This is a genomic window from Sporosarcina sp. SAFN-010 (assembly GCF_059415065.1).
Genome location: NZ_JBPFDS010000003.1, coordinates 170,684 through 196,385 on the forward strand (window position 1 = coordinate 170,684; position 25,702 = coordinate 196,385).

The 25,702-nt window shown below is 42.3% G+C and carries 20 protein-coding genes, 1 other RNA gene and 1 other annotated feature; of the genes, 12 read left to right on the plus strand and 9 right to left on the minus strand.

The window, feature by feature from the left end; genetic code table 11:
• The first annotated feature begins 3 nt into the window (after nt 1-3).
• Entirely contained in the window at nt 4-444 is a 441-nt protein-coding gene (gene dtd, locus ACR65F_RS05440; RefSeq protein ID WP_440503552.1) for a D-aminoacyl-tRNA deacylase, read from the plus strand.
• A 44-nt stretch (nt 445-488) separates the two neighbouring features.
• Here dtd and ACR65F_RS05445 read toward each other — a convergent pair whose 3' ends face one another.
• Nucleotides 489-2,027 carry an N-acetylmuramoyl-L-alanine amidase family protein gene (locus tag ACR65F_RS05445; RefSeq protein ID WP_440503553.1) on the minus strand — a complete coding sequence of 513 codons (1,539 nt, stop codon included), beginning with the start codon at nt 2,025-2,027 and terminating at the stop codon, nt 489-491.
• A 116-nt stretch (nt 2,028-2,143) separates the two neighbouring features.
• Nucleotides 2,144-2,379 (plus strand) — a binding site (T-box leader).
• Nucleotides 2,380-2,444: 65 nt separating this feature from the next.
• Between ACR65F_RS05445 and hisS the strand changes: the two genes are divergently transcribed.
• From hisS to ACR65F_RS05465, 4 genes are all read left to right on the plus strand, one after another.
• On the plus strand, nt 2,445-3,707 hold the full coding sequence (hisS, locus tag ACR65F_RS05450) for a histidine--tRNA ligase (RefSeq protein ID WP_440503554.1): 1,263 nt from the start codon (nt 2,445-2,447) through the stop codon (nt 3,705-3,707).
• A 20-nt stretch (nt 3,708-3,727) separates the two neighbouring features.
• Nucleotides 3,728-5,494 carry an aspartate--tRNA ligase gene (gene aspS, locus ACR65F_RS05455; RefSeq protein WP_440503555.1) on the plus strand — a complete coding sequence of 589 codons (1,767 nt, stop codon included), beginning with the start codon at nt 3,728-3,730 and terminating at the stop codon, nt 5,492-5,494.
• A gap of 88 nt (nt 5,495-5,582) precedes the next feature.
• Nucleotides 5,583-5,764: non-coding RNA, 6S RNA (ssrS, locus tag ACR65F_RS05460), on the plus strand.
• An 82-nt stretch (nt 5,765-5,846) separates the two neighbouring features.
• Nucleotides 5,847-6,617 (plus strand): tRNA threonylcarbamoyladenosine dehydratase, encoded by a 771-nt coding sequence (locus ACR65F_RS05465; RefSeq protein WP_025783551.1) that lies wholly within the window; start codon nt 5,847-5,849, stop codon nt 6,615-6,617.
• Between the two features lie 533 nt (nt 6,618-7,150).
• Here ACR65F_RS05465 and mnmH read toward each other — a convergent pair.
• Both mnmH and selD read right to left on the minus strand, forming a co-directional pair.
• Nucleotides 7,151-8,191 carry a tRNA 2-selenouridine(34) synthase MnmH gene (mnmH, locus tag ACR65F_RS05470; RefSeq protein ID WP_440503556.1) on the minus strand — a complete coding sequence of 347 codons (1,041 nt, stop codon included), beginning with the start codon at nt 8,189-8,191 and terminating at the stop codon, nt 7,151-7,153.
• A gap of 12 nt (nt 8,192-8,203) precedes the next feature.
• Nucleotides 8,204-9,247 (minus strand): selenide, water dikinase SelD, encoded by a 1,044-nt coding sequence (selD, locus tag ACR65F_RS05475; protein WP_039043006.1) that lies wholly within the window; start codon nt 9,245-9,247, stop codon nt 8,204-8,206.
• A gap of 196 nt (nt 9,248-9,443) precedes the next feature.
• Between selD and ACR65F_RS05480 the strand changes: the two genes are divergently transcribed.
• Nucleotides 9,444-10,862, plus strand: a complete 1,419-nt coding sequence (locus ACR65F_RS05480; protein ID WP_440503557.1) for an NAD-dependent succinate-semialdehyde dehydrogenase — start codon at nt 9,444-9,446, stop codon at nt 10,860-10,862.
• Between the two features lie 50 nt (nt 10,863-10,912).
• On the opposite strand, the gene ilvA is transcribed toward ACR65F_RS05480, so the two are convergent.
• The 3 genes from ilvA to ACR65F_RS05495 form a co-directional block, all read right to left on the minus strand.
• Nucleotides 10,913-12,184 (minus strand): threonine ammonia-lyase IlvA, encoded by a 1,272-nt coding sequence (ilvA, locus tag ACR65F_RS05485; protein WP_440503558.1) that lies wholly within the window; start codon nt 12,182-12,184, stop codon nt 10,913-10,915.
• 134 nt (nt 12,185-12,318) lie between these two features.
• Nucleotides 12,319-13,221 carry a diacylglycerol/lipid kinase family protein gene (locus ACR65F_RS05490; protein WP_440503559.1) on the minus strand — a complete coding sequence of 301 codons (903 nt, stop codon included), beginning with the start codon at nt 13,219-13,221 and terminating at the stop codon, nt 12,319-12,321.
• A 23-nt stretch (nt 13,222-13,244) separates the two neighbouring features.
• A complete protein-coding gene (locus ACR65F_RS05495; protein ID WP_440503560.1) occupies nt 13,245-13,691 on the minus strand; it encodes a MarR family winged helix-turn-helix transcriptional regulator in 447 nt (148 codons plus the stop codon).
• Between the two features lie 267 nt (nt 13,692-13,958).
• On the opposite strand from ACR65F_RS05495, the gene ACR65F_RS05500 reads away from it, so the two are divergent.
• Both ACR65F_RS05500 and ACR65F_RS05505 read left to right on the plus strand, forming a co-directional pair.
• Nucleotides 13,959-15,716, plus strand: coding sequence for a methyl-accepting chemotaxis protein (locus tag ACR65F_RS05500; RefSeq protein WP_440503561.1), 1,758 nt, complete (start codon nt 13,959-13,961; stop codon nt 15,714-15,716).
• A 106-nt stretch (nt 15,717-15,822) separates the two neighbouring features.
• Nucleotides 15,823-16,794 (plus strand): proline dehydrogenase family protein, encoded by a 972-nt coding sequence (locus ACR65F_RS05505; protein ID WP_440503562.1) that lies wholly within the window; start codon nt 15,823-15,825, stop codon nt 16,792-16,794.
• 107 nt (nt 16,795-16,901) lie between these two features.
• On the opposite strand, the gene ACR65F_RS05510 is transcribed toward ACR65F_RS05505, so the two are convergent.
• Entirely contained in the window at nt 16,902-17,912 is a 1,011-nt protein-coding gene (locus ACR65F_RS05510; RefSeq protein WP_440503563.1) for a DUF1646 family protein, read from the minus strand.
• A gap of 766 nt (nt 17,913-18,678) precedes the next feature.
• Entirely contained in the window at nt 18,679-20,172 is a 1,494-nt protein-coding gene (locus ACR65F_RS05515) for a peptide MFS transporter (protein ID WP_039044243.1), read from the minus strand.
• A gap of 301 nt (nt 20,173-20,473) precedes the next feature.
• Between ACR65F_RS05515 and ACR65F_RS05520 the strand changes: the two genes are divergently transcribed.
• Complete coding sequence (locus ACR65F_RS05520) at nt 20,474-22,372, plus strand: ABC-F family ATP-binding cassette domain-containing protein (RefSeq protein ID WP_440503564.1); 1,899 nt, start codon at nt 20,474-20,476, stop codon at nt 22,370-22,372.
• Nucleotides 22,373-22,387: 15 nt separating this feature from the next.
• Nucleotides 22,388-23,515: a virulence factor gene (locus ACR65F_RS05525; protein WP_440503565.1), complete on the plus strand. Its 1,128-nt coding sequence runs from the start codon at nt 22,388-22,390 to the stop codon at nt 23,513-23,515.
• 128 nt (nt 23,516-23,643) lie between these two features.
• Here ACR65F_RS05525 and ACR65F_RS05530 read toward each other — a convergent pair whose 3' ends face one another.
• Nucleotides 23,644-24,297, minus strand: coding sequence for a hypothetical protein (locus ACR65F_RS05530; protein ID WP_039044240.1), 654 nt, complete (start codon nt 24,295-24,297; stop codon nt 23,644-23,646).
• Between the two features lie 161 nt (nt 24,298-24,458).
• Between ACR65F_RS05530 and ACR65F_RS05535 the strand changes: the two genes are divergently transcribed.
• Together ACR65F_RS05535 and ACR65F_RS05540 are read left to right on the plus strand one after the other, a co-directional pair.
• Nucleotides 24,459-24,896 carry a BrxA/BrxB family bacilliredoxin gene (locus ACR65F_RS05535; protein WP_440503566.1) on the plus strand — a complete coding sequence of 146 codons (438 nt, stop codon included), beginning with the start codon at nt 24,459-24,461 and terminating at the stop codon, nt 24,894-24,896.
• Entirely contained in the window at nt 24,893-25,675 is a 783-nt protein-coding gene (locus ACR65F_RS05540; RefSeq protein WP_440503567.1) for a class I SAM-dependent methyltransferase, read from the plus strand. The genes ACR65F_RS05535 and ACR65F_RS05540 overlap by 4 nt, the downstream gene beginning before the upstream one ends.
• Nucleotides 25,676-25,702 lie beyond the last annotated feature (27 nt).

A 25,702-nucleotide genomic window follows, 5' to 3' on the forward strand; every position in this document is an offset into this window, starting at 1 on the left:
AACATGAAAGTAGTCCTACAACGTTCTAAGAAGGCTTCAGTCACGGTAGATGGTACCGTGACGGGCGCGATCGAACATGGGTATGTACTACTCGTCGGCCTCACTCACACGGACACACAAGAAGATGCTGCGTATGTTGCGAAGAAAATCGCAGGTCTCCGTTTGTTTGAGGATGAAGACGGGAAGATGAATCGCTCTATCGACGAAACGGGTGGAGCTATTCTTTCGGTTTCTCAATTCACGCTTTATGGAGATACGCGTAAAGGGAGACGCCCGAGTTTTATCAAAGCAGCGAGACCAGAAACGGCAGAGCCTCTTTACGATTATTTCAACGAACAGCTCCGTGCCTACGGTTTGACGGTAGAAACGGGGATTTTCGGTGCAATGATGGATGTAGCTCTCGTGAACGACGGTCCAGTGACTATTATTGTTGAATCCAGATAAAAACGTCCGCTGCAGCCAAGAGTTGGCTTGCAACGGACGTTTTTTCATTGTGCGTCAAAATAATGAAGAAGTCCTTTATAAATTCCTTGTGAGGCTTGTTCCCGGAAATAAGAACTCGTAAGTATACGTTCTTCAGAAGAATTTGATAGGAATCCTAATTCAATAAGGACTGCAGGCAACCTATTTTCACGGAGAACCAAGTAATTAGCGGGCTGGGTACCACGATTGGTTAAATCGATAGAACCGGATAGCCCGTCATTAATGGCTTGCGCAAATGAATGTTGAGTTGACTGCGTATAATATGTGGTAAATCCTGTAATCGCTCGGTCTGGATTCGCATCATAATGCAGACTGACGAAAGCATCTGCACCTTCCTGTTGAGCGATGGACGTACGCTTCCGGAGAGACACATAAGTATCCGAATTTCGTGTCATGACGACAGTAGCGCCTGCATCTTTTAATTTCCCAGCAAGTAGTTCTGCAGTAAGTAATGTTAAATCTTTTTCGTCTGTTCCATGTGTGCCGGTTGTGCCACGGTCATTGCCTCCATGACCTGGATCTAATGCAATAGTGATTCCTTTTAAGGTCCCTGGCACTCGCTTTGGTTTTTTCGGAACTTTAGTTTTCGAAGCGGTAGAAGCTTCAGAAGAATTGACAACCCATTCAGCGACGTATGCGGTTCCACCAGTTGGCAGATGGACCTCATACCAGTCATCTTTCTTCTCGACTACTCGGAAGACATCTCCAGCGTCAGCACGTAAGGCGACGTCTGAGGAGGTAGTAGGTTCAACTCGAATGTTTGTCCCATTTGTAACGATCGAGACGGTCTTTGTAGAGCTTTTTGAAGTATTCGAGCTCTTGCTTGAAAGTTCACCATGGAATGAGTAAACCCAACCGGATTTTTTTCCTGCCAATGAAATCTTGACCCAATTGCCGTCAATTTTTTGAATGGGATAGGTTTCTTTCTTACTCACACTTCCAATTCGCTTTGAGGTCTGATCAGGCTTCTTTCGGACATTCAATTTGTCCACTGTCACAGTAAATGTATTGGCGTCCGTAACCTTGGGTTTATCCGACTTTGATACAATCTGATTTTGTTCTGAATCTACTTCAGTTATGTATGTCGTGTGGACCCATCCTTCCATGCCGTCAACGATAATTGAAGCCCATTCGCCTTGGTATTCAATCAGTTCTGCAAGATCACCGGAACGTAATTTCCCAATAGCTGCAGAAGTGATGGAAGGAGACGATCTGATATTCAATGAATCAACACGGGAGACGATAGTTTTTCCATCTTTGAATCCGCTGTCATTGGACTTGGTAAGCCAGGAAGCGATCCAGCCGGTTTCACCATCAACCGATATTTGGAGCCAATCATCTGAACGATCAATGACTTTCACTTTTTGTCCATTTTTTAGCTTTCCTGTTAAGGAATATGTGAGCCCTGGTCCAGAACGAACATTTAGCGTAGGAGAATCAACAACTACCGTATGTCCTGAAGAATCTGCAGTAGCGGGTTGTGCATCTATCAACGTAACCGATAACAATAGGATAGCGGCTACTAGTTTCGCGAGTTTTGCCATTCCATCACTCTCCTTTATTATTATTGTAAAAGAGATTGTCGAAAAAGACTAGAGGAAATGAAAAAGGTTGACACATTTTCAACAGATGGTACTATTATTGTTAACTGCATGAAGAATTCATGTCGATGACTTGGAAAGTAATCAAGATTGTGGCTGAACAGAGAAGGGCGGACGTGGCTGAAATCCCCCTGCAGACTAACTTGACGAACAACACCAACGAGACTCTTTACTGAAACGCCCGAGCGGCATATTAGGTAAAGACGGAGCCGGCCGTTATCCGGATACGAGTGGACGTCATAGACGTCAATTTGGGTGGAACCGCGGAAGCTAATTACAAGCTCTCGTCCCTTGCATACGCAAGGGGTGGGAGCTTTTTTGTATTTCCGTTGAACTGAAACAGACGAGAGGGGTTTACTAATGAAGTTTAAAGTGCCAAGAGGAACACAAGACATTCTGCCTTCCGAATCATGGAAGTGGCAAAAAGTAGAGCAACTGATCCGCGAAGCGTGTGAAGTGTATCGCTATTCAGAAATACGTACACCGATGTTTGAGCAGACTGAACTTTTCCAAAGAGCGGTTGGCGATACAACAGATATCGTGTCGAAAGAGATGTATACATTTAAAGATCGCGGAGATCGTTCCATGACTTTGCGTCCTGAAGGAACAGCACCAGTCGTTCGCTCGTTTGTTGAACATAAGATGTTTGGCTGGGTAGACCAGCCTGTCAAATTGTACTACATTGAGCCGATGTTCCGATACGAACGTCAACAAGCAGGACGGTATCGCCAATTTGTTCAATTTGGAACAGAAGCAATCGGCAGTGCTGATCCAGCAATCGATGCTGAAGTAATTGCCCTGGCACTCGAGGTATATAAACGTGCAGGCTTGAAAGACATCAAACTGGTATTGAATTCTCTAGGGGATAAAGATTCGCGCACAGCACATAGAGATGCATTAGTTGCACACTTCACACCCCATATTGATGAGTTTTGCGGTGATTGCCAAACTCGCTTAGAAAAAAATCCTTTGCGAATTCTGGATTGTAAAGTAGACCGCGATCACCCGCTCATGAAAACAGCACCATCGCTAACAGACTATTTAAATGATGAATCCCGTGCATATTTTGAAGCGCTGAAGGAATTGTTAACGAAAGCGGGCATCTCCTATGAATTAGATCCAAATCTAGTACGCGGCCTTGATTATTACAATCACACTGCTTTTGAAATCATGAGCACCGCTGAAGGTTTCGGCGCAATTACAACGCTATGCGGCGGCGGCAGATATAATGGACTTTCTGAAGAAATTGGAGGTCCGTCAGCTCCGGGTATTGGCTTTGGAATGAGTATCGAGCGTTTACTGTTAGCACTTGAAGCGGAACAAGTTCCGCTGACAAATGATGACGCACTGGATGTGTATGTCGTGACACTTGGTGAAGCAGCGAAGAAAGAAGGATTCCAAGTCCTTCAGCAATTACGCACAGCAGGTATCCGTGCAGATATGGACTATCTCGACCGGAAGATGAAAGCGCAAATGAAGTCCGCGGACCGATTACAATCCAAATGGGTTACTGTTATCGGGGAAGAGGAAGTCGAACAACAGATTGTCCAGCTTAAAAACATGGCGGAAGGTACACAGCAATCCGTTACCATCACCGAACTAATCGAACTTATTAAAGGCTAATTGAAGAGAGGCAGTGTTGAATGATGCAGCGAACACAATATTGTGGAGAACTAAATGAGCAACATATCGGTCAAGAAGTAACGTTAAAAGGATGGGTTCAAAAACGTCGTGACCTCGGGGGACTAATTTTCGTGGATATGCGTGACCGCACAGGAATCGTACAAGCGGTTTTCAACCCTGCAATTTCTGAAGAAGCACTAGCAATTGCAGAAAAGTTACGTAGCGAATTCGTCATTTCAATTACGGGTAACGTAGTAGAACGCGAAGAACGGACAAAGAACAAGAATTTGAAAACGGGAGCTATCGAAGTCCAAGTGACCGATCTCACAATAATCAATGAAGCGAAGAATCCTCCATTCTTAATCGAAGATGACACAGATGTCAGTGAAGAGCTGCGTTTGAAATATCGATATCTAGATCTTCGTCGTCCACAATTAGCACGTACATTCAAAATGCGTTCGGACATTACGAAGACAGTCCGTAACTTCTTGGATGGAGAAGGCTTCCTAGAAGTTGAGACACCAATCCTAACAAAGTCGACACCTGAAGGCGCACGTGACTATCTCGTACCAAGCCGTGTCCATGATGGTGAGTTCTATGCACTTCCACAATCACCTCAGCTCTTTAAACAGATGTTGATGGTATCCGGTTTTGATCGCTATTTCCAAATTGCACGTTGTTTCCGTGATGAAGACTTGCGCGCAGACCGTCAGCCGGAATTCACTCAAATTGATATGGAAATGAGTTTCATGTCTATAGAAGAAATTATTGAATTAAACGAACGCTTGATGCAAAAAGTTATGAAAGATGTGAAAAATACTACAATCGATGGACCATTTAAACGGATTACGTATACAGATGCAATGGCTCGTTACGGTTCGGACAAGCCGGATACTCGTTTCGCGATGGAACTTATCGACGTTTCAGAAATAGTTAAGGAAACAGCATTTAAAGTGTTCACTGGTGCTTTGGAAGCTGGCGGGCAAGTGAAATTGATCAACGTAAAAGGCGCTGCTGCTGATTACTCACGTAAAGATATCGATGGCTTCGGTGAATTTGCAGCGGTTTACGGCGCAAAAGGATTAGCATGGTTGAAATGTGAGGAAGATGGTCTCAAAGGACCGATTTCCAAGTTCTTTGAAGGCGAAACTGCTGAAGCACTTAAAACAGCTGCAGATGCACAACCAGGCGACTTGTTATTATTCGCTGCTGATAAAAAATCTGTGGTCGCAGACACGCTTGGCGCACTCCGTATGAAGTTCGGTCGCGAACGAGGACTAATCGACGAAACTCTTTATAACTTCCTATGGGTTACAGATTGGCCATTGTTTGAATACGACGAGGAAGATGGACGTTATTATGCAGCCCACCATCCATTCACAATGCCAGCTGACGTTGAGGAACTTGTGTCTAGTCCAGAAACAGTCAAAGCGTTAGCGTATGACTTAGTGTTGAATGGATATGAATTAGGTGGTGGTTCACTCCGCATTTACGAACGCGATGTTCAGGAAAAAATGTTCAAAGCACTTGGATTTACAGATGAACAAGCGCGCGAACAATTTGGATTCCTACTCGATGCGTTCGAATACGGAACGCCACCACACGGCGGAATTGCATTCGGTCTAGACCGTCTTGTCATGTTGCTTTCTGGTTCCACTAACCTACGTGACACAATTGCATTCCCGAAAACAGCAAGTGCAACAGACTTGCTAACAGCAGCTCCAGACGTCGTCGACCCTAAACAACTGAAGGAATTGCACATCCAATTGGCGGACGAACAAAAATAGGAAATTAGGACTTTTCTGAATTATACAGGTAATTTCATAAGCAAATTATTGAATCTCAAGAAGTCGTATGATATGATACATCTAACAACAAATCCTGAGGTGTTCGTTATTTGCCAGACAGTTTTGACCGAACACTTTAATCGTCGGGAGTCTAGATTCTTCTTATGATGACACGCCTGTCATGGGACCTCAGAAGTAAGAAGATCGGACACCCACCTGCACCGTGCGGGTTCAAAACGATATTACAAAGACGGCACATTTGGGATTTGTTTCTTATGTGAAAGTTCACCTCTCGGCAGTCTTGCTGAGGGGTTTTTATATGTGAATTCCGAAAAAGAAAGGTCGTTAGAAAATGCTAAATCAGTTTTCAAGAAACGAATTGTCCATAGGTAAAGAAGGTGTTAAGCGAATGTCCGACACGACAGTTGCGATTTTAGGAGTTGGAGGAGTCGGTTCTTTCGCTGCTGAAGCATGCGCACGTAGCGGCGTTGGTAAAATTATTTTAGTAGATAAAGATGATGTAGATATTACCAATATCAATCGCCAATTAGTAGCCTATTTATCTACAGTTGGACGTTCAAAAGTGGAAGTGATGGTCGAACGTATTCAAGATATTAATGAGAATTGTGAAATTGTGCCACTCCATATGTTTTATACAGAAGAGACTGCAGAGCGCTTTTTCGACCAAAAGCCGGATTATGTGATCGATGCATCCGATACGATTAGTTACAAAATTCACTTGATTGAACAATGTCAAAAGCGTGGTATTAAAATCATTTCAAGTATGGGTGCAGCGAACAAAATCGATCCAACTCGATTCCAAATTGCCGATATCTCAAAAACACATACCGATCCAATTGCAAAAGTGATTCGTACGCGACTGCGTAAACTAGGGATCCATAAAGGAGTACCTGTTGTGTTTTCAGATGAAAGCCCAATCATTGTTCGTCCGGATGTCGTAGAGACGGTTGGAAAGCCTGACGCTGAAATCCGAAAAGCGAAAATGCCACCCGCATCGAATTCCTATTGCCCATCTGTAGCGGGGCTTGTCTGTGCTAGTTGGGTATTGAATGACATCACAGCAGATATCCCATTGGAACGAGTGAGTGACGCAAAGAAGTAATGTGAAGGCGGGGGAGTATTGACAAGTGATCATAAATCATGAGATCTACTCATAAGTCCATTCAGCGTATCCAATGAATTGCTCTAGCTATATTGCCTAAGCAATAGCCTGAAAGAAACAAGCGAAGCGCCACCAACTAATCCCTTAAAAAGGAAGAATGGTGGAACGCTATCGTTGGTTTCTACTAGATGAAAAAGATATTAAAAGATTTGATTGGTTAAGTGCACTTTGCTAGGGAAGTCTCGTATTTTCTAGTCCGCATATTGCCCAACCTGCCAACTTACTGGCAGGTTTTTGATTTCGCCTATCAAAAATAGTTTGGAATGATCATAAATCAATGGATTTGCTCATAAAAAATGAAACGTGATCATAAATCGTGGAATGTGATCATAAACTCTCAAAAGTGCTCATAACCCCTCAAAACTGATCATAAACACAAAAATATGCTCATAACCTAAACAATCCACCTAACAAAAAAGCATGCGCGCCTAGAAGAAGTCCAACGACTCTCTGAGGTGTGCATGCTTTCCTTATTATTTCTTCATATATTCCCGCTTCCAAGTCAACACTTTCTCAAATGCCTCGTCCACAGTGTCCGCTTCAATCGCTACTTTCAAGTCATCATCCACTTTTCCAGTTGAATGTTGATAGCGGGGATCATAGTAATGCTCAAGTAGCAGTAGAGTAGCCGTCTCAAAATCACCAGTTTCCAACGCGATTTCGATTTCCTTCGCAATCGGAACGTGTATCCTACGCCGGATTTGTTCGAAAGCAGCTTTGAACTCTTCAGGTCGCTCCGTTGGTTTGTAGTCTTCCAACGTAATTCTTACACGCTCTTCAATCGGTAGTTTGATGATCAACTGTCGACTGTGTTCTTTTTTATCGAACAAGAACCCAGGCATCGTCACTTTACCGATACGTTTACTTTCACCTTCAATGAACACAACTTTTTCATCCTTAGTCCGTTTCAAATCATGTAAAAGTAACGACTCAAAGTTTTTCTGATTACTGCCAGCTAAACCAATCTGACCGAAAATTGACCCTCGGTGACCTGCGAGATGTTCTAAGTCTACTATAGGTTCATCCGCTTCTGCTAACTTATGCAAAATAACTGTTTTGCCTGAACCAGTATAGCCATTTAACACAATCAGCTCAGGTGTATACTCTATATTATTAAGCTCTTCCACAACCCATTGGCGGTACGTGCGAATGCCACCAGTCAGCCTGTGAGCATGTATTCCCATTAGATCGAGAACCGTCGCTGCGGTTTTACTGCGCATTCCTCCACGCCAACAAAATACCGTCATGGATGTATCGATTTTTTCAAACTCAGCAATGAATGCAGGAAGCTTTTCTGCAAATATGGCAAGTCCTCTTTTTTTCGCTTCTGCCTGACCGATTTGCTTATAAATCGTCCCGACTTCTGCGCGTTCTTCATCATTAAATAGAGGAATATTCAAGGCTCCTGGAATACTTGCCTCTGCAAATTCTTTAGGAGATCGGACATCGATCATTGTATGGGGCTCTTTTGCGTGGAGCCCCATTAAATCCCTTAGCGTTATATCTCGAAACATACATGCACCTTCTTATAGGACAGAAATGTGTCCAGGATTGTCAGACGTAACTGTACCAATTTGTTTTGCGTCCACACCATTCTTCTGGAGTGAAGCGAGGAGCTCATCGGCTTCGTCAGGGGAAACAGCGATCAGTAAGCCGCCTGAAGTGACAGCGTCGCACAAAATCCATTGATCAATTTGGTCTAAGTGACTCGCAAATGTGACATCATTTTCAAGGTGTGCAAAGTTATTTTTCGTACCACCTGGAACACGACCACCTTCTGCTAATTCTTTAGCACGAGGGAGGACTGGAACAGCACTAGCCTCTATTGTGATGCCCGCGTTACTGCCTTTTGCCATCTCAGAAGTATGCCCAAGTAGACCAAATCCAGTCACATCTGTAACTGCATGAACGTCGAAATCAGCCATTGTCTCAGCAGCCGTTTTGTTCAATGTTGTCATGATTGACGTAACGTGCTTGATTTCTTCATCAGATAATTCACCGTGTTTCAGTGAAGTTGTATAGATGCCAACTCCGATTGGTTTCGTAAGAAGGAGTACATCCCCAGGCAGAGCCCCTGCATTTGGTCGGATTTTGTCAGGATGAACAGTACCTGTAACGGCAAGGCCAAACTTCGGTTCTTGGTCGTCAATTGAGTGTCCACCAACGAGTGCTACACCTGCTTCTTTCAATTTGTCACCAGCGCCACGAAGAATTTCTGTCAAAATTGTTTTGTCTAGTGCCGCAATAGGGAATGCAACTATATTAAGGGCAGTTATTGGAGTCCCTCCCATAGCGTAGACATCACTGATTGCGTTTGTCGCAGCAATTTGACCGAAGTCGTACGGATCATCTACGATTGGTGTGAAGAAATCCAGTGTTTGCACGATTGCAAGATCATCTGTTAACTTGTAAACACCAGCATCATCGCTTGTATCCAATCCTACTAATAGGTTCGGATTTGGTGTTGCGGTAGGGAGTGTGCGCAAAACTTCAGCTAAATCCGCTGGTCCAATTTTGCAGCCACAGCCGCCTTTTTTTGTAAGTGTCGTCAGTTTAACTGTTGTTTCCATATATTCGTCGCCTCACAATTCTTGTTTTGTTCAGTAAGCCGAAAAAGCTTGCTATCGTTCAGTTTATCACAAAACACGTAGTTATCTGTTGTGAAGCATTCAAAAAATGACAACAACCGACAAAACTTATTTATATTCCACCTCAAGTGAGGACTCAAAATGATAAGTAACATCGATACTGAAGGAGGAATTTTTAATGGAAAGCTATGAAATGATTATTGGAAAACAAGACTTCGGTGAAAAACTAGAAAAAATCCCTGTCGTCAATCCATTTACACAAGAAGAGATTGCGGACGTACCTAATGGTGGAGAAGTCGAAGCCACTCGAGCTGTCGATGAAGCCTATAAGGCTTTCCCTGAATGGGCTGCACTTTCTGCATATGAACGTAGTGAATTGATCATGAAATGGCATGATCTAATTGAACGCGACAAAGAGAATCTAGCGAAAACGATGACGCTGGAACAAGGGAAACCGACGAAAGAAGCTGTTGGTGAAATCGATTATGCGAATGGTTTTAATAAATGGTATGCAGAAGAAGGGAAGCGTCTCTATGGGGAAACGATTCCTGCCACTCAACAAAATAAGCGTATGTTTGTCATCAAACAACCGATTGGTGTCGTCGTGGCTATTACACCGTGGAACTTCCCAGCAGCGATGATTACACGAAAAGTGGCACCTGCGCTTGCTACGGGATGTACAGTTGTTATAAAACCATCCCGTCAAACACCTCTCACGGCTATCAAGCTCGGGAGACTTGCTTTAGAAGCAGGGATTCCTCCGGGAGTAGTAAATGTCGTAACTGGTGACTCCAAAACGATTAGTGATGCATGGCTTGAAGATGGACGTGTAAAAAAGATCACGTTCACTGGTTCTACAGAAGTGGGTCGAGGACTCATGAAGAAGGCGTCAGATACTGTGAAAAAGGTATCGCTTGAACTGGGTGGATTAGCTCCAGCAATTGTGATGGAAGACAGTGACCTCGAGAAAGCGGCGGATGGTGTCATTGCTACGAAATTTAGAAATGCTGGACAAACATGTGTCTGTGCGAATCGGATCTATGTCCAGGAATCGATTGTCGAGGAGTTCTCGAAAATATTCACTAACAAAGTAAAAGCTTTAAAAGCAGGAGATGGTCTCGAATATGGTACTCAAATCGGACCATTGATTGATGAAAAAGCGGTTGAAAAGGTGGAGATGCATGTACAAGATGCTCTCAAGAAAGGAGCGAAAGTGGCGACAGGAGGTCAAAAGTTAGAGGGACTCATCTATGAACCGACTGTGCTAACAGGTGTAACTGAAGATATGTTGTGTATGAACGAAGAAACATTTGGGCCAGTCGCACCGATTTCCACTTTTAAAACGGAAGAGGAAGCGATTCAACGGGCGAACGATACGATTTATGGTCTAGCAGCCTATCTATTTACCGAAAACCTTAGCAGAGGAATCCGAATGAGTGAACAGCTTGAATATGGCATTGTTGGTCTGAACGACGGTTCTCCATCTTCACCACAAGCACCATTTGGAGGATTCAAGCAAAGTGGTTTAGGTCGAGAAGGCGGTCACCATGGTATCGACGAATTTGTAGAAGTTAAATATATTTCAGTCGGATTGTGAGACCCGAAAAAACAGGCAGAGCCAAAAGGGCTTTGCCTGTTTTTGTTCCGTTAAATCAATAAATCGAACAACGTACTGTCATTATTCACTTCAGTAAACGAGAACCCGTTCGAACGCATCCGATCCAGCAATCCGCCATAATCCTCAGGAAGCTTCAGTTCGATACCAACGAGTCCTGGACCGTTCTCTTTGTTATTCTTCTTCGTGTATTCGAAAGTTGTAATATCATCATTTGGACCGAGCACGTTATCTAGGAATTGTCGTAACGCACCCGCACGCTGCGGGAAATTCACAATGAAATAATACAATAGTCCCTGATGGATTAAAGACTTTTCTTTGATTTCCTGCATTCTCCCAATATCATTATTTCCTCCACTAATGACGACGACAATTGATTTCCCTTTAATTTCTTCCTTATAAAAATCGAGTGCTGCAATTGGGAGTGCGCCAGCCGGCTCTGCAATGATTGCGTGCTTATTATACAATTCGAGAATGGCTGTACATACCTTACCTTCAGGAACTGCTACTATGTCTTCGACCAATTCAAAACAAATATCAAAAGTCTTCTGACCCGGGCACTTCACCGCCGCTCCGTCAACAAACTTATCGATTGTAGGTAACGATGTTAACTTTCCCTTTTCAAAGGAAGCTTTCATGCTAGCCGCACCAGCGGGTTCCACTCCAATCATGCGGGTTAACGGAGACAGGTTTTTAATATACATGCTCATACCAGAAAGGAGTCCACCGCCGCCAACGCTTGAAAATACAAAGTCAATGGGCTCTTCAATGTCATTCATAATTTCAACAGCGACCGTAGCTTGACCAGCGATAATATCAAAATCATCAAATGGATGAATGAAGATTCGATCTTCTTCATCTGTACAAAGCATGGCACTTGCAAAAGAATCGTCAAATGTATCTCCTGTCAATAAAATCTCAACAAAGCCTTTACCGAACATTTTCACTTGGTCAACCTTTTGTTTAGGTGTGGTTAACGGCATGAAAATCTTCCCGTCAATTCCAAGTTGCGCACACGCGAATGCCACGCCTTGAGCATGATTACCAGCACTGGCACAAACAATACCCTTATCCAATGCGTCGGATTCAATCCGCTTGATTTTGTAATAGGCGCCTCTTAACTTGAAAGATCGAACGTGTTGCAAATCTTCTCGTTTAATGTAAACCGTACATCCATATTCTTCTGACAACCGTTCGTTTTTTTGAAGAGGTGTATGTGCCACGATATCTTTTAATACCTGATTCGCAATTAAAATGTCTTCAATACCTAAATTTTTCTTTTCTACTTCTTGAACGTTTGTCAATGGGTCGACCTCCTCAACACTAGCATTTTTCAATACTAACACGTGTTGAAGGAGAAACACAACCACTAAGTCTAAATAGTTAGAACATTTAGTTCGAGAATTATATGTAAGCGTTTTCTTTATGAAAATATATATTATTCACTTGTGTCTACAAGTTTTAGCGCTTCTGATTGTAATCGAATTGTAAAATGCGGGGCATGGATAGGTTCGCCATCTAATATGAGCAAGATGTTCCTATTTGCTTCTAATGTAATAGTAGTACCTGTTAAATAAGTGATTGAAGGACTGTGAATCAGATTTCCTTGAAGAAGTTTAGGAAACAAACGAAGTAGAAGGGAAGGCAGATTTGCTGTATGAGCAACGGTGATATGCATCAACCCATCATTTGTAAGTGCTTCCGGACAGACTCGCAGGCCACCCCCATAAGAGGGGGTATTGCCGACAGCAATCAGCCATGTGCGCTGCCAGAAATACGGTTCATCATCGATAGACAAATTCACTTCGAATGGTGTAAAGGTGCTTATTGTATGGATAGCTGCAAATGGGTAGGCAAGCCCGCCTAATCCAATTTTGTTGAGCAGTGATTTGTAAAAAGAGTGGTTGGCTTTGTCTCCGATTTCTGCATCTACACCAGCAGCAGCAATGGTAATTCCGAGTTTTCCATCCACATCCAGTAAATCGACTTGTTGGGTAGAAAAATCTCTGAGTCTCTCTACGAAAACAAGGGGATCATGGGTAAGGCGAAAAGCTCTCGCGGCATCATTTCCAGACCCTGCGGGCAGAATGGCGAGAGGGATGGACTGTTCTGCTGCAAGTTGAACGATAGATCCCGTCGTTCCGTCACCACCGATGACTACAACCGCTGAGAGTTTCCTGCTTCCCAACAGATTTTCAAGGAACTGATTAGACGCTTCTGTTGAATCGCTTAGCAGTGCTTCGTATGGCATATTATGCTGGATCAGCAATTGTTCGACTCGTTGAAATAGCTGAGTTGCTTTTCCACGACCAGAAGAAGGATTGACAATGATTGCATACATAAATCACACCCCATCCCAATAGTTTAGTTCGAAGGTTTTGTAAGTGCTTCATCAAGCTTTTTATAAATCACTAACATAGCTTGCTGTTCTTCCGGTGAAATGTGTGAAAACAACTCTCGACGCACTTCAATTCCATCATTATAAGCTTTTTCGACAAGCACTTTACCTGCTTCAGTAATGGATAAATACTTAGTTCTTTTGTCTTCTTCAGCTTGTCTTCTTTCAATTAAACCTTGTTTTGTAAGCTTCATTGAGAGGTGAGTAAGTGAAGCTGGGGTGAAATTCAGTGTCTTAGCAATATCTGAAGGTCTGCTTTCTCCCTCGTTCAATAATTCTTGAAGAACGAGGATATGGGAAATACCCAGATCGTTATCAGAGCGCTGTTGCCATTTGACAATCATTTGATAGCTAACTTTTTCAATCGTGTGGAGCAGTTCGAAAATATTCTTATCATCATTATTATTAGTCATATTGGGAAACCTCCGGTGGTAATAAACTTGCTAAGGAAACGATTGCAAGTTATTAAAAGTAAAAGACTATTTTATCATACCTCAACGATGATGAAAAATAGAGAAAAATGACTTCGAAATATAGAATTTAGGTCGATATATAAATGTGCGACCAGAGTGAAGTTTGTGTGACAGATTATGTTTGTATAGTTTTTTACTCAAATCTAAGGTAAGGTTATAGGTAGTAAAGTCCTTATTAAAAGAAATCGAAAAGAGGTATTATGTATCATGAAGGTAAGAAAGTCATTAACATTTCAATTAGGTAGTTTGATTATTGGAATTCTTGTTGTCATGCTTGCTATCACGTCCGTAGCTACTTACAAAACGGCATATGACAAACTCTTCGAAGCAGCTGGTATCGAAGCGTATGGTTGTGCAAATATTACTACCGGTCTTATTTTACCGGAAGATATGAACAAAGCACTGGCAGGAGACACTTCCACACAAGACAAAGTAGGAGAACAACTTAACTGGACAACTGCTCATAAAGACATCTTTGAAACACAATACATTGTCGAGTTAGACGGAACTTTAGTGGCTGTTGATGATAATCTTAAAGCTAAAGGATTCAAGCCAGGAGATAAGTTCAAAGTGGATGATGAAGCGATTGCTATGCTTGCTGACATGAAACATCCTACCTACTCTAAAGCGTATAACTTTGCAGGCATGAAACGTCTGTCAGGATATGCCCCGATTTTTAAAGATCAGGATCCAACTAAAGAAGTTATCGCCGTTAGTGTAATTGACTTCGACGCAGGAATTGTCACTTCACGCACATGGGGAGTTGTTCGAAACGGTATTTTAATTAGTATCGTTCCATTACTGCTCGCAGCGCTGTTGACGATTTTCTTACTTCGTAAAAAAACTAAACCTATTTCGAAGCTCATCGAGCATTCCAAACAGTTGGCTTCTGGTAACTTAGGGATTGCGGATGTACAGGTTTCTAGTAAGGATGAGGTTGGAGATCTAGGGACAACATTAAACACACTCGCTTCAAATTTACGGAATATGATTGGGACCGTCAAAACGTCTTCATCCAAATTAACAATAAGTATGACACAAACAGTGGACTCCTTAGAAGAAATGGAAGGCGCCGCTCATATGGTTTCTGAAAATATTAATGAAGCTGCGAGCTCCGTAGTGGATGGGAACGCGAGTGTGGAGCAAGTTGCTCAACTTATCCAGGATTTAGCACATGATCTTCATCAAGCGGATGAGCGTGCAAAAAAAGCTACATCTATCTCATCAAACACGATGGTATTAGCAGAAGAAGGTAGAGAACGGGCAATATCTCTTAATGAGGATATGAAAAAGATATCAGTCTCCTCATCGAGTACGAAATCTGCGATTCAAGGGCTTATCAATTCTGCGAAAAAAATCCAGATGATTACTGAATCGATTTCTGATATTGCAGGCCAAACCAACTTACTAGCATTGAATGCTTCCATTGAAGCGGCTAGGGCCGGTGAACATGGTAAAGGATTTGCAGTCGTTGCTGATGAAGTACGTCGTCTTGCAGAACAATCCAACCAAGACGTTCAGGAAGTGGGGCAACTGATTAAAGATATATCTTCTAGTATTGCAGACGTGGTGTATTCAACTGAAGAGAGTGGCAAACTGATTGAAATGGGATCAGAGACAGTAAGCCAAACCGCTCTAACATTAAGTGGTATTTCCGCAGCTGTTGAAGATACAGTTGCTGAGGTTTCGGCAATCTCAGAAAGTCTGATGCGTGAGGCGCAGAAGTCAGAGGAAGCAGAGCGTTATATTCGAATGTTAGCAGATGCACTTCGTTCTTTGGAGGAAATGACTTCGAACATATCAGCATCAGGTGAAGAAACGTCAGCTACGATTAGTGATGTCGCAGAACAATCCAATGATTTGAAACGACTTGCAGAAGACTTAGATGGAAGTGTTCAACTCTTCCAATTGACTGAAGAAGAAGGAGACTCCTCTTCACGCGTAAGACCTCGTGAACAGAGCTAAGGTTACTGTGGAGCGTATCTCTTTTCACGTGTCAGATCATGTTGTATTCGTGCGATATATGATATAATGAAGTGGTGAAAAATTTTAGTTCTGAGGAGTTATCGACATGCTAAAAGATTTATTTATGGGCCTCTCCCAAAACCAGACATTAAACAGCGCAGCGAAAAAATACGGTCTAAAGCTGGGAGCTCAAAACGTAGTAGCGGGGACGAATGTTCCTGAAACAATTGAAAGTATTAAGGAACTGAATGCGCACGGTATTTCTTGTACTGTCGACAATCTTGGTGAGTTTGTTTACAATCGAGAAGAAGCAACTGCTGCAAAAAAACAAATTTTAAGCGTAGTTGAAGCAATTCATGAAAACGGCGTCGATGCGACGATTTCACTGAAGCCTTCTCAACTCGGACTGGATATCGATCCAAGCTTCTGTGAAGAGAATTTGCGAGAAATCGTAAGTAAAGCTAATGAATACGATATTTTTGTTAACTTTGATATGGAAGACTATGATCGCTTGAAGCCTTCATTCGATTTACTTGATGATTTATCAAAAACATATAAAAATGTCGGAACTGTCATCCAAGCATACTTCTTCGAAGCGGAAGACTATATGAAGCAACATAAAGATTTCCGTCTACGCATTGTAAAAGGGGCATATAAAGAGTCTCCTGCTGTTGCGTATCAGGACAAAGCGGATATCGATGAAAACTTTGTTAAATTAATTGAATGGCATTTGTTAAACGGAAAGTTCACTTCAATTGCGACGCATGATCACCATGTGATTAACCACGTAAAGCAATTTGTGAAAGAAAATGATATTTCTTATGATAAGTTCGAGTTCCAAATGCTTTACGGATTCCGTAAAGATATGCAATTAGAGCTTGCGAAGGAAGGCTACAACTTCACAACTTACGTTCCGTTTGGTGAAGACTGGTATGGATACTTCATGCGCCGTCTCGCAGAGCGTCCACAGAATATGAACTTGATAGTAAAACAAGTGTTCAACAAAAAGACGAATACATTTATCGGATTGGCTGCGGGTGCATTTGCCCTAGGTCGCATGACGAAGCGAAATAAATAAAAGATACAAAGGCTGCTCAAAACTTCAGTGAATACTGAAGCCTGAGCAGCCTTTTTTTGATTGTAGTTTGTAAAGTATTAATGTTTTGTTACTCAGTTGCTTTCTTATTAGTAAACAACAACAAAAAAGTAAACAATCATCGCGATTAGTCCGAAGGGGAAGCCGAAGCGAGCCCATTCCTTGCTAGTGATGGACAGTTTGCCAGCAGCAATAATATTTGGAATGTTACCTGGAATCAGCATCCCTCCGCTAATTAATAAGCCCATAAGAATAGCGCGTATGGTTGGTTCATCCATGGTTGGGCCAAGTTCGATTGAAGCAAGTGTGGCGTTATCTAAGACAGCTGATATCATGTTGGTCCAATAGAGGAAAGTAGGGCTTTTCCCTTCTAAAGCAGGACTCAATAACGGTTCAAATCCAGTCCCTAGAAGAGAGAGAGCCATGACAAATATGTATACTTTAACACTTCTGATGATAATAGCAGTCCAAGATTCTTTCTCTAATTTCTTTTCTTTCCCGCGTTTTACGTGAGGGGGGGCTATGACAATTCCTGTTATAATGCCAAGAAGAAGAATTGCAGTGATGACATCGCTTCCTAACAAATTGAATAAGTAGAAAAATGATTCGTCTAATCGACTGGTTGCAATTGTCGATAAAGGCTCACCAAGTGGGGTCAGGACTGCCCCCAACCCGATAGCGTAGCAAGATAGAATAACTAGGCGGATTTGAGTCCGTCTGTCATAATCGAGCAAACTAATGATTGAGACGAGTAAAACTGCAGCAATGATGGCTGTTATGAAACTAGCTACTAATCCGATACTGATTACAATTAGTGCAACAAAAACCCTGGATGGCATGAGGCGCTCTGCAAAGCTGATCGACTGACTGAATGGTTGTTGAAATACACGAAATAGCCACCCTGCGAGTAGTACCGCGCACGTTATTGCAATAGGGTCAGTAACTACAGTATGAAGCAACGCTTTGTTCCAATTACCGGCTATGAAAACTGCACCGATTCCTAATGTGAAAAGATAGAGTTCCAATTGTCGCTCTGCGAAAGAAAATAGAAACGGTCCTAACAAAACAGCGAAAAGCAAAATCAGCAACAAAACTGTCATTTAACATCCCTCACTTCAAATAACTCATCTAGTTATTTAAGTTATGCAACGACGTTCCGTGAAATCACAGCACACAAAAAGCGGTTTTCTCGAGGGAGACCGCTCAGACTGTAGACAAAAGGGTTGGGAATCAATTTGAATTCCATCCCTGTTTTCTTTTTGCATCGTTTTCTCAGAAAATGAAGGATAACAACAGGTCGTTGATCTCCGTTCCGGACGGGCGCTTTCCGGGGGCTTACCCTCAGCCTCCTCGTCGCTTCGAAAGCAAAGATGTGCTCCCAACGTTTCACTTATGCTCGCAAAAGCCGTTCTTCGTTACGGCTTTTCCTGCGGGGTCTTCAAAAACACGTGCTCCTAACGCTTCGCTTTTACTCGCAAAAGCTGTTCTTCGTGACAGCTTTCGCTGATCCCCAGGAGTCGCCGTCCTGCACTTCAATCAACTGAATGTCCTTTGACACATTCACATCATTCAAGCAGAGAATGCAATTGGAGAACTCCATGTCCAGCTGGCAAGACTAACTAGATGTAGCGGAAGATTTGGAACACCGATATGAAATTAAAGAAGTCTATAAAAGTAAGGAGGCAGTTGAACGCGTCTTTGTCGATGCCAAGGAAAAGCATAGCGTCCGCTCGCAGCGTAAATTAACTTTTCATAGTTAAACCTATTGTAAAAGAAAAAAGACTGTAGGCAACCCCAAAGATTACTGGAGTTTGTCTACAGTCTTGAGCGGTTTCAATCTAAGGAAACCGCTTTTTACTGATAGAATTAATGAACACCCTTCATATAACGAGAAATGATAGGGGAGATAAAGAACACAATGATAGAAAGCACGATTGCAACCCCACCGATAATTCCGAAATAGAGCATTTCAGTATCAGCAGAATAGAATTTAACAAGCTGTGCATTCAATGCCTGTGCTGCCGCATTCGACAAGAACCAAAGGCTCATCGTCTGTGCAGTAAACGCTGAAGGCGCAAGTTTCGTTGTAGCTGATAATCCGACTGGTGAAATACACAATTCACCGAGTACGAGCGTAAAGATACTTAATGCCAGCCAAATTGGGCTTACTAATGCATCTGTACCACTCATAACGCCAGGAAGCAGGATGACAATAAATGAAATACCGGCAAACAGCAATCCAAGCGAGAACTTGTGAGGGATTGAAGGCTGGCGGTCACCAAGCTTAACCCAAAGCCATGCAAAGACTGGTGCGAAAATGATGATGAATAATGGGTTCAGTGATTGGAACCATGCAGGCGAAATGTGAATTCCTAAGAAATCCAAGTTCGTTCTTTTATCTGCATACAAAGCTAAAATCGTTGATCCTTGCTCTGCAATGGACCAGAACATAACAGCTGCTAAGAACAGCGGAATGTAAGCGAGTACGCGTGATTTTTCAACAGATGTTGTTTTAGGACTGCGATACATGACAACGAAATACGTTGCAGGAATGGCGAATCCGAGAATACCGACTAAAGCTGTGAATGAATTCAAAGTTAGATATCCAGTTGGAATTGCGATTGCAACTAGAATTGCTAATATAATAACTGCAATTCCGACAATTTTGATCGTTGTTTTCTTCTCAGCAGGAGATAATGGGTTTGCGACATAGGTTCCTGCAAGACCTAAGTTCTTTTTCTTAGTGATTACAAACATAACAAGACCAAGGAACATACCAAATGCAGCTACACTAAATCCTAGATGGAAATTGTATTCTGTTCCGATTGTTCCGGCAGTAAGTGGTGCAATGAAGCTACCTAGGTTGATTCCCATATAGAAGATACTGAATCCAGCATCTTGACGATTGTCACCTTCAGGGTAAATATCTCCAACCATGCTTGAAACGTTAGGCTTGAGTAAACCTGTACCAATGACGATTAATGCCATTGAGAAGAAGAGCATTCCAAGATTTCCAGGGAAAGAAAGTACAATGTGCCCGAGCATTATGAAAATTCCGCCTATAAAGACAGAACGTGAGGTGCCGAACACTCGGTCCGCCAACCAGCCACCAATGACCCCTGACATGTAGACGAGGGAACCATATAGCGAAACAATAGCAAGTGCGGTTCCTTGTTCAATTCCTAGACCGCCTTCTGATACTTCGTAATACATATAGAAAACGAGAATAGCTCGCATCCCGTAGTAAGAAAAGCGCTCCCAGAATTCTGTGAAGAACAACGAGAACAATCCTTTTGGATGACCGAAGAAGCCTTTTTGTGGAACGCTTTCAACGATTTCCTTTTTTGACAGCTGTGACATGATAAATCCTCCTTTTATCTATGAAGAACATAGTACCACTTTTAGTGGTAGTCTGAAAATAATATATTCTAAAATAAAATAAGTCTTATAATGCTGATTTACTTGACTTTTATGTTTGTTTGAATAGGCTGAATTAATTTTGAAGGTATTTTTAGATAATAAATACTTCAAATTATGCACAGTCAACTTATGTACCCTTAAAAGAATCAGTTGTAACACTTGAACAATAAGGCTTTTCCTACAAAAAGGTACGAAGATAAGGTATTATGAAAACAGCAGGTTATAGAATGGAAGTGTTATCATGAGTCAAATGATTATAGAAAACCTCACAAAAACGGTTGGCGAGAAAACATTATTTCGCGCAATAGATTTCACCATTACGTCAGGAGAAAAAACTGGCTTGCTTGGCATAAATGGAACGGGAAAGTCGACACTGCTCTCTATTATCGCCGGTACCGAAGATGCAGATACAATATCAAAGGATCATCCAAATAATTATCGAATCGCTTATCTGCCACAAGATCCGATAATCGATCCCTCTTTAACCGTAATGGAAGCCGTATTCCAAAGTGATGCTTCCATCATTAGGTTGAACTTGAATTATGAGTATGCTCTACAAGCACTCACTGAAAATCCAGATTCAGAAGAAAACCAAGCACATTTTGCAAAGTATCAAACACAGATGGACGAGCAAAATGCATGGGATATTAATACACAAGCAAGAATGATTCTATCTAAGCTCGGAATTGAGACGTATGACAAAAATATGAGCGAACTTTCTGGTGGCCAACGAAAGCGTGTGATGCTTGCGAAAACCCTCATTGAACCAGCTGACCTCTTACTCCTAGATGAGCCTACCAACCATTTGGATGTAGCTTCAATCACCTGGTTGCAAGACTTCATCAAGAATTTGTCTGGCGCTGTATTATTCGTCACACACGATCGGTATTTCTTGGATGCAATTTCTACTTCTATTTTCGAACTTGCGGATAAGACGCTTTATGCCCATAAAGGCAACTACGGAGATTATATTGAAGCGAAAGCACTTCGTGAGGAAATGAATGCTGCAACAGAAGATAAGCTTAAAAACCGTTATCGTTCCGAGCTGAAATGGATTCGACGCGGCGCTAAGGCACGTTCTACAAAACAGAAAGCGCGGATTGGAAGATTTGAAGAACTTGAACAGAAAGTGAAAAGTGGGACCGTCAAAGAAGAGATGGACGCTGGGCTTAAAACTTCACGCTTAGGAAAAAAAGTACTTGAAGCGAAAGATATTTCCAAATCGTTCAACGGCAAAACAGTGATCCATCAGTTTTCTGCGCTTCTTCAATCAGGAGACCGTATTGCAATTGTAGGTCCTAATGGTGCTGGGAAAACAACGTTAGTCAATATGTTTGACGGCTTATTGGAACCTGATGAAGGAATCATCGAACGAGGAACGACGGTTAAAATTGCTTATTTCAAACAACATTTACCAGAAATGCAAGAAAAGCAACGCATCATTGAATACATTCGGGAGACTTCAAATGATATCGAAGATGGAGAGGGCAACCGGATTTCTGCTTCCCAAATGTTGGAACGCTTTTTATTCCCCGCATCTGCTCACGGAACACCTATTGGTAAACTTTCAGGAGGCGAGCGAAAGCGCTTGTATTTACTGAAGTTACTCATGGAACAACCAAATGTCCTGTTATTGGATGAACCGACAAACGATTTGGATTTGGAAACGCTTTCGGTTCTTGAAACGTTTATAGATACTTTTCCCGGAGTCGTTTTGACGATTTCCCACGACAGGTTCTTCTTGGACCGAACGTCAACGAAACTTTGGGTACTTGACGGGAAAGGTAATATAGAGACCGTTTTCATGTCGTACACGGATTATTTAGAGAACGCACGTTTCAAGGAAACTCCAAAACAGGTCACTGAACCAGTTGTGACTGAGGAGAAACCGACTGAACACGTAAAAGAAACATCCGTTAAGAAGAAACCGACCTATAAAGAAAAACGCGAATGGGAAACCATTGAAAAAGAAATTGAAGAAACTGAGGTAGCAATCGGTACAACGGAAACGGAAATGAGTACGTGTGGTGCGGATTATGATAAGTTAAATGATCTGACAAAAAAACTGGACGCACTGAATGAAAGATCAGAAAATTTAATTGAACGATGGTCTATTTTAGAAGAATTGATGGAACCCTAAAGGAGGTCGCAAGTTATGAATATTGTATCGATCGAACCGACACCAAGCCCAAATTCCATGAAAATTGTGTTGGATACGGAACTCCCGATGTTGGAAACGCACAATTATAAAAAAGAAGATGCTGCAACAGCTCCAGAACCTGTGGCTCAATTATTACAGGTTAAGGGTATTAAAGGGATTTATCACGTTATGAACTTCATGGCAATTGAACGCGCAGGTAATGTCCAATGGGAAACAATCTTAGCGGAAGTTCGAAATGTATTCAGTAAGGGAATTTCCGAACAGACTGAAGTTGAGTCAGAAGCTACGGAACATTACGGCGAAGTCTATGTCCATGTCCAAACTTATAAGGAGATTCCGCTTCAGGTCAAAGTTTTCGACAGCGACAGTGAACAGCGGTTTCCGTTAAGTGAACGATTCGAAGTAGCTATGGAGAAAGTTCATAGCGCTGAAGTCGAGAATTATATCCTTCTTCGCAAGTGGGCGGATTACGGAATCCGCTATGGCAGCAAAGAAGAAATAGGAGAAACCGTGGTGAACGAAGTCGAAGCCGCGTATCCTGAGGAGCGTTTGTCTGCAATTGTAAATAGCTCGCTTCAAGGGACTACGCAAAGTAGACATGAGCGTAAAAAGGTTTCGTTAGCAGACTTTGAAACAGATGAGTGGGAAACACGTTTCCGGTTACTCGACCAAATGGAAGATCCGACGATTGGCGACTTACCATTGCTCGATTGTGCATTAACAGATGAAAAGATGTCAATCCGACGACTAGCGGCTGTTTACTTAGGAATGATCGAGTCACTTGAAGTCGTTCCATATATTGAGAAAGCATTACAGGACAATAGCTGGGCCGTACGACGGACAGCAGGGGATTGTATGAGTGATTTGGGTTTCCCCGAATTTGAACATGCAGCAATAGAGCTGTTAAAGGACAAAAATAAACTCGTGCGCTGGCGTGCGGCGATGTTCTTGTATGAAACAGGAACTGAGGAATCATTACCTGCACTCCTGGAAGCAGCTGAAGACCTTGAGTTTGAAGTGAAATTGCAAATCAAAATGGCAATTGAGCGTATTGAAGAAGGTGAAGATGCAAAAGGTTCCATTTGGAAGCAGATGACGGAATTGAGAAGCTCTCCGAAGTAAAGGGTGTTAGCTTAAGAAGTACTCAGGATCAATTACATCTTGATAATCAGATTGCCAATAAGCAAGCTACAAGCGATTCAATAAAAAAACAGTGCCGACTGATTAAGATTCAGTAGGCACTGCTTTTTTTATACATGTGATGGTATTTCCGGGAATGTTACGATAAGTTTGCCTTCGTTTGAGACGATTTCTGCAATTGTTGTTTCAAACAGGTACGGACTGTCAGCATCATCTTGCTTCTGAACATTTTCATACTCGTTTTTAACAGCGAGTATCGGGAATGTGACAGGAACGGAGCGTCCGCGAACAGTTGTCTTAATAGTACCCATTAGGAGGAGCTCTTTATGAGACGCTCCGAAGCATAAACTTCCTGATACGCGACGATTCTTTCCGCTATGAATTTGTATTCCTTGAAGAAGTGAAATTAAACAGAGGAGTACATCACTGACTGCGCCAATCTCCAATTTTTCAAAACCGTTGTCTGTGAAATAATGGTTGAGTCCATTTCGGATTTCCTTGAAGGAAAAAAGAAGTTGGATTTTCTCTTTAGGTCCCCCTGAACCAAGTCGACTAATGACGTCATGGGCTCGATCGAAATAGGGTTTGACAGAGTTCGTATCTGTATCGCGCGTTGTTACAAGTTCCTTTAGTGCAAACAACACTTCAAATTGAGGATCGTTACCAGCTACAGTTAAAAAGCCGAGTACATCTTTTTCGTCAAAATTCCTTTGAGTAAAACGTTGGTAGTAATAAGCATTAAGTTGTTGGTGTTTAATATCCATGAAAATTCTCCTTGCGTGTAAAGTCTGTATGTAGTGTATCACAGGTAGAGTCTTTTCTGGTTTCAAATGCCGTTCGTTTTCATTCGCGAGTTTTCCATGTAGAATAGGAATGAGCGGTGTTTCGCATAGAACACCACTGATCATGAGGGAGGCTATTTACAATGAATGCTTATGAAGAATACATGCAAGGCATTGTTCAACCAATGCGTCAACAATTAGTTGCTACTGGCTTTAGAGAGCTACTAACAGAAGAAGATGTGACATCTGCGATGGATGAACATAAAGGAACTGCACTTGTCGTTATCAATTCGGTTTGCGGATGTGCCGCTGGACTTGCTAGACCTGCTGTACGTGAAGCATTGAGTCAAGTGGATCAGCAACCAGACCACTTATTTACTGTGTTTGCAGGTCAGGAAAAAGAAGCCACGGCTCAAATGCGTAATTACTTTCCTGAAGTGCCACCAAGTTCACCTTCAATAGCAATTGTAAAGAATGGCGAACTTGCATACTTCATACCTCGAGAGCAAATTGAAGGGTTTGAAATGGAACAAGTAAGAGATCACTTGACAGGTGCTCTGAACCAAGTCACCGTGTCGTGAAACGTATACTGATTACAACCGCTGGACGACCGGATGAGGTAACAGAAACTCGTGCTTTGGCTGCGCAACAAGCACTCGGATACGAGCGAATTGCGCGCAACAAACGATCTGTGAAAAATCTAATGGTAACCAATTCGTGTGATCTCCTAGTAGCAGGAAAAGAACGTTATGAGTTGTACAGACAGACAATGAGTGAACCTTTTTTCTTTCACCCGGATACAGCTGCTTTTCGATTGAAACGTTTGCTAAAAGGGGAAACAGATCCACTCGTTGAAATGTGTCAGTTAGAACCGGGGAACTCATTTTTAGATTGCACGCTTGGTTTAGCGACAGATAGTATTGTGGCATCTTTTGCAGTTGGAGCTACAGGTAAAGTAAAGGGGATTGAAGCAGATCCTGATGTCGCATTCATCACGGCAACAGGATTGACACAATTCCAACCTAAATTCCAAGAATTGAAGGACGCGATGCAGAGGATTTCTGTGGTACACGAATCAGCACCCACATTCTTAACAGGATTATCTGATGATACATGGGATGTGGTCTATTTGGATCCTATGTTCTCACAAACCATCTCTGAGTCATCTAGCTTTGCACCATTGCGGCAAGTAGGGGTTCATGGGGGTCTGACAGAGGAGTGGGTTTCCGAAGCAAGGCGTGTTGCTAGAAAACGAGTTGTAGTGAAAGCGCATTTCAACGATCCGGTCTTTGAACAATTTGGTTTTACACAAATTATAAGACCCAATACAAAGTTCCATTTCGGGTTTATAGAAAAATAAAACGCCAATCGGTCTCGTTAGAAACCG

Coding starts and splice junctions, on each gene's coding strand:
- dtd (WP_440503552.1), top strand. CDS start 4: ATGAAAGTAGTCCTACAACGTTCTAAGAAGGCTTCAGTCACGGTAGAT.
- ACR65F_RS05445 (WP_440503553.1), bottom strand. CDS start 2,027: ATGGCAAAACTCGCGAAACTAGTAGCCGCTATCCTATTGTTATCGGTT.
- hisS (WP_440503554.1), top strand. CDS start 2,445: ATGAAGTTTAAAGTGCCAAGAGGAACACAAGACATTCTGCCTTCCGAA.
- aspS (WP_440503555.1), top strand. CDS start 3,728: ATGATGCAGCGAACACAATATTGTGGAGAACTAAATGAGCAACATATC.
- ACR65F_RS05465 (WP_025783551.1), top strand. CDS start 5,847: ATGCTAAATCAGTTTTCAAGAAACGAATTGTCCATAGGTAAAGAAGGT.
- mnmH (WP_440503556.1), bottom strand. CDS start 8,191: ATGTTTCGAGATATAACGCTAAGGGATTTAATGGGGCTCCACGCAAAA.
- selD (WP_039043006.1), bottom strand. CDS start 9,247: ATGGAAACAACAGTTAAACTGACGACACTTACAAAAAAAGGCGGCTGT.
- ACR65F_RS05480 (WP_440503557.1), top strand. CDS start 9,444: ATGGAAAGCTATGAAATGATTATTGGAAAACAAGACTTCGGTGAAAAA.
- ACR65F_RS05490 (WP_440503559.1), bottom strand. CDS start 13,221: ATGTATGCAATCATTGTCAATCCTTCTTCTGGTCGTGGAAAAGCAACT.
- ACR65F_RS05495 (WP_440503560.1), bottom strand. CDS start 13,691: ATGACTAATAATAATGATGATAAGAATATTTTCGAACTGCTCCACACG.
- ACR65F_RS05500 (WP_440503561.1), top strand. CDS start 13,959: ATGAAGGTAAGAAAGTCATTAACATTTCAATTAGGTAGTTTGATTATT.
- ACR65F_RS05505 (WP_440503562.1), top strand. CDS start 15,823: ATGCTAAAAGATTTATTTATGGGCCTCTCCCAAAACCAGACATTAAAC.
- ACR65F_RS05510 (WP_440503563.1), bottom strand. CDS start 17,912: ATGACAGTTTTGTTGCTGATTTTGCTTTTCGCTGTTTTGTTAGGACCG.
- ACR65F_RS05515 (WP_039044243.1), bottom strand. CDS start 20,172: ATGTCACAGCTGTCAAAAAAGGAAATCGTTGAAAGCGTTCCACAAAAA.
- ACR65F_RS05520 (WP_440503564.1), top strand. CDS start 20,474: ATGAGTCAAATGATTATAGAAAACCTCACAAAAACGGTTGGCGAGAAA.
- ACR65F_RS05525 (WP_440503565.1), top strand. CDS start 22,388: ATGAATATTGTATCGATCGAACCGACACCAAGCCCAAATTCCATGAAA.
- ACR65F_RS05530 (WP_039044240.1), bottom strand. CDS start 24,297: ATGGATATTAAACACCAACAACTTAATGCTTATTACTACCAACGTTTT.
- ACR65F_RS05535 (WP_440503566.1), top strand. CDS start 24,459: ATGAATGCTTATGAAGAATACATGCAAGGCATTGTTCAACCAATGCGT.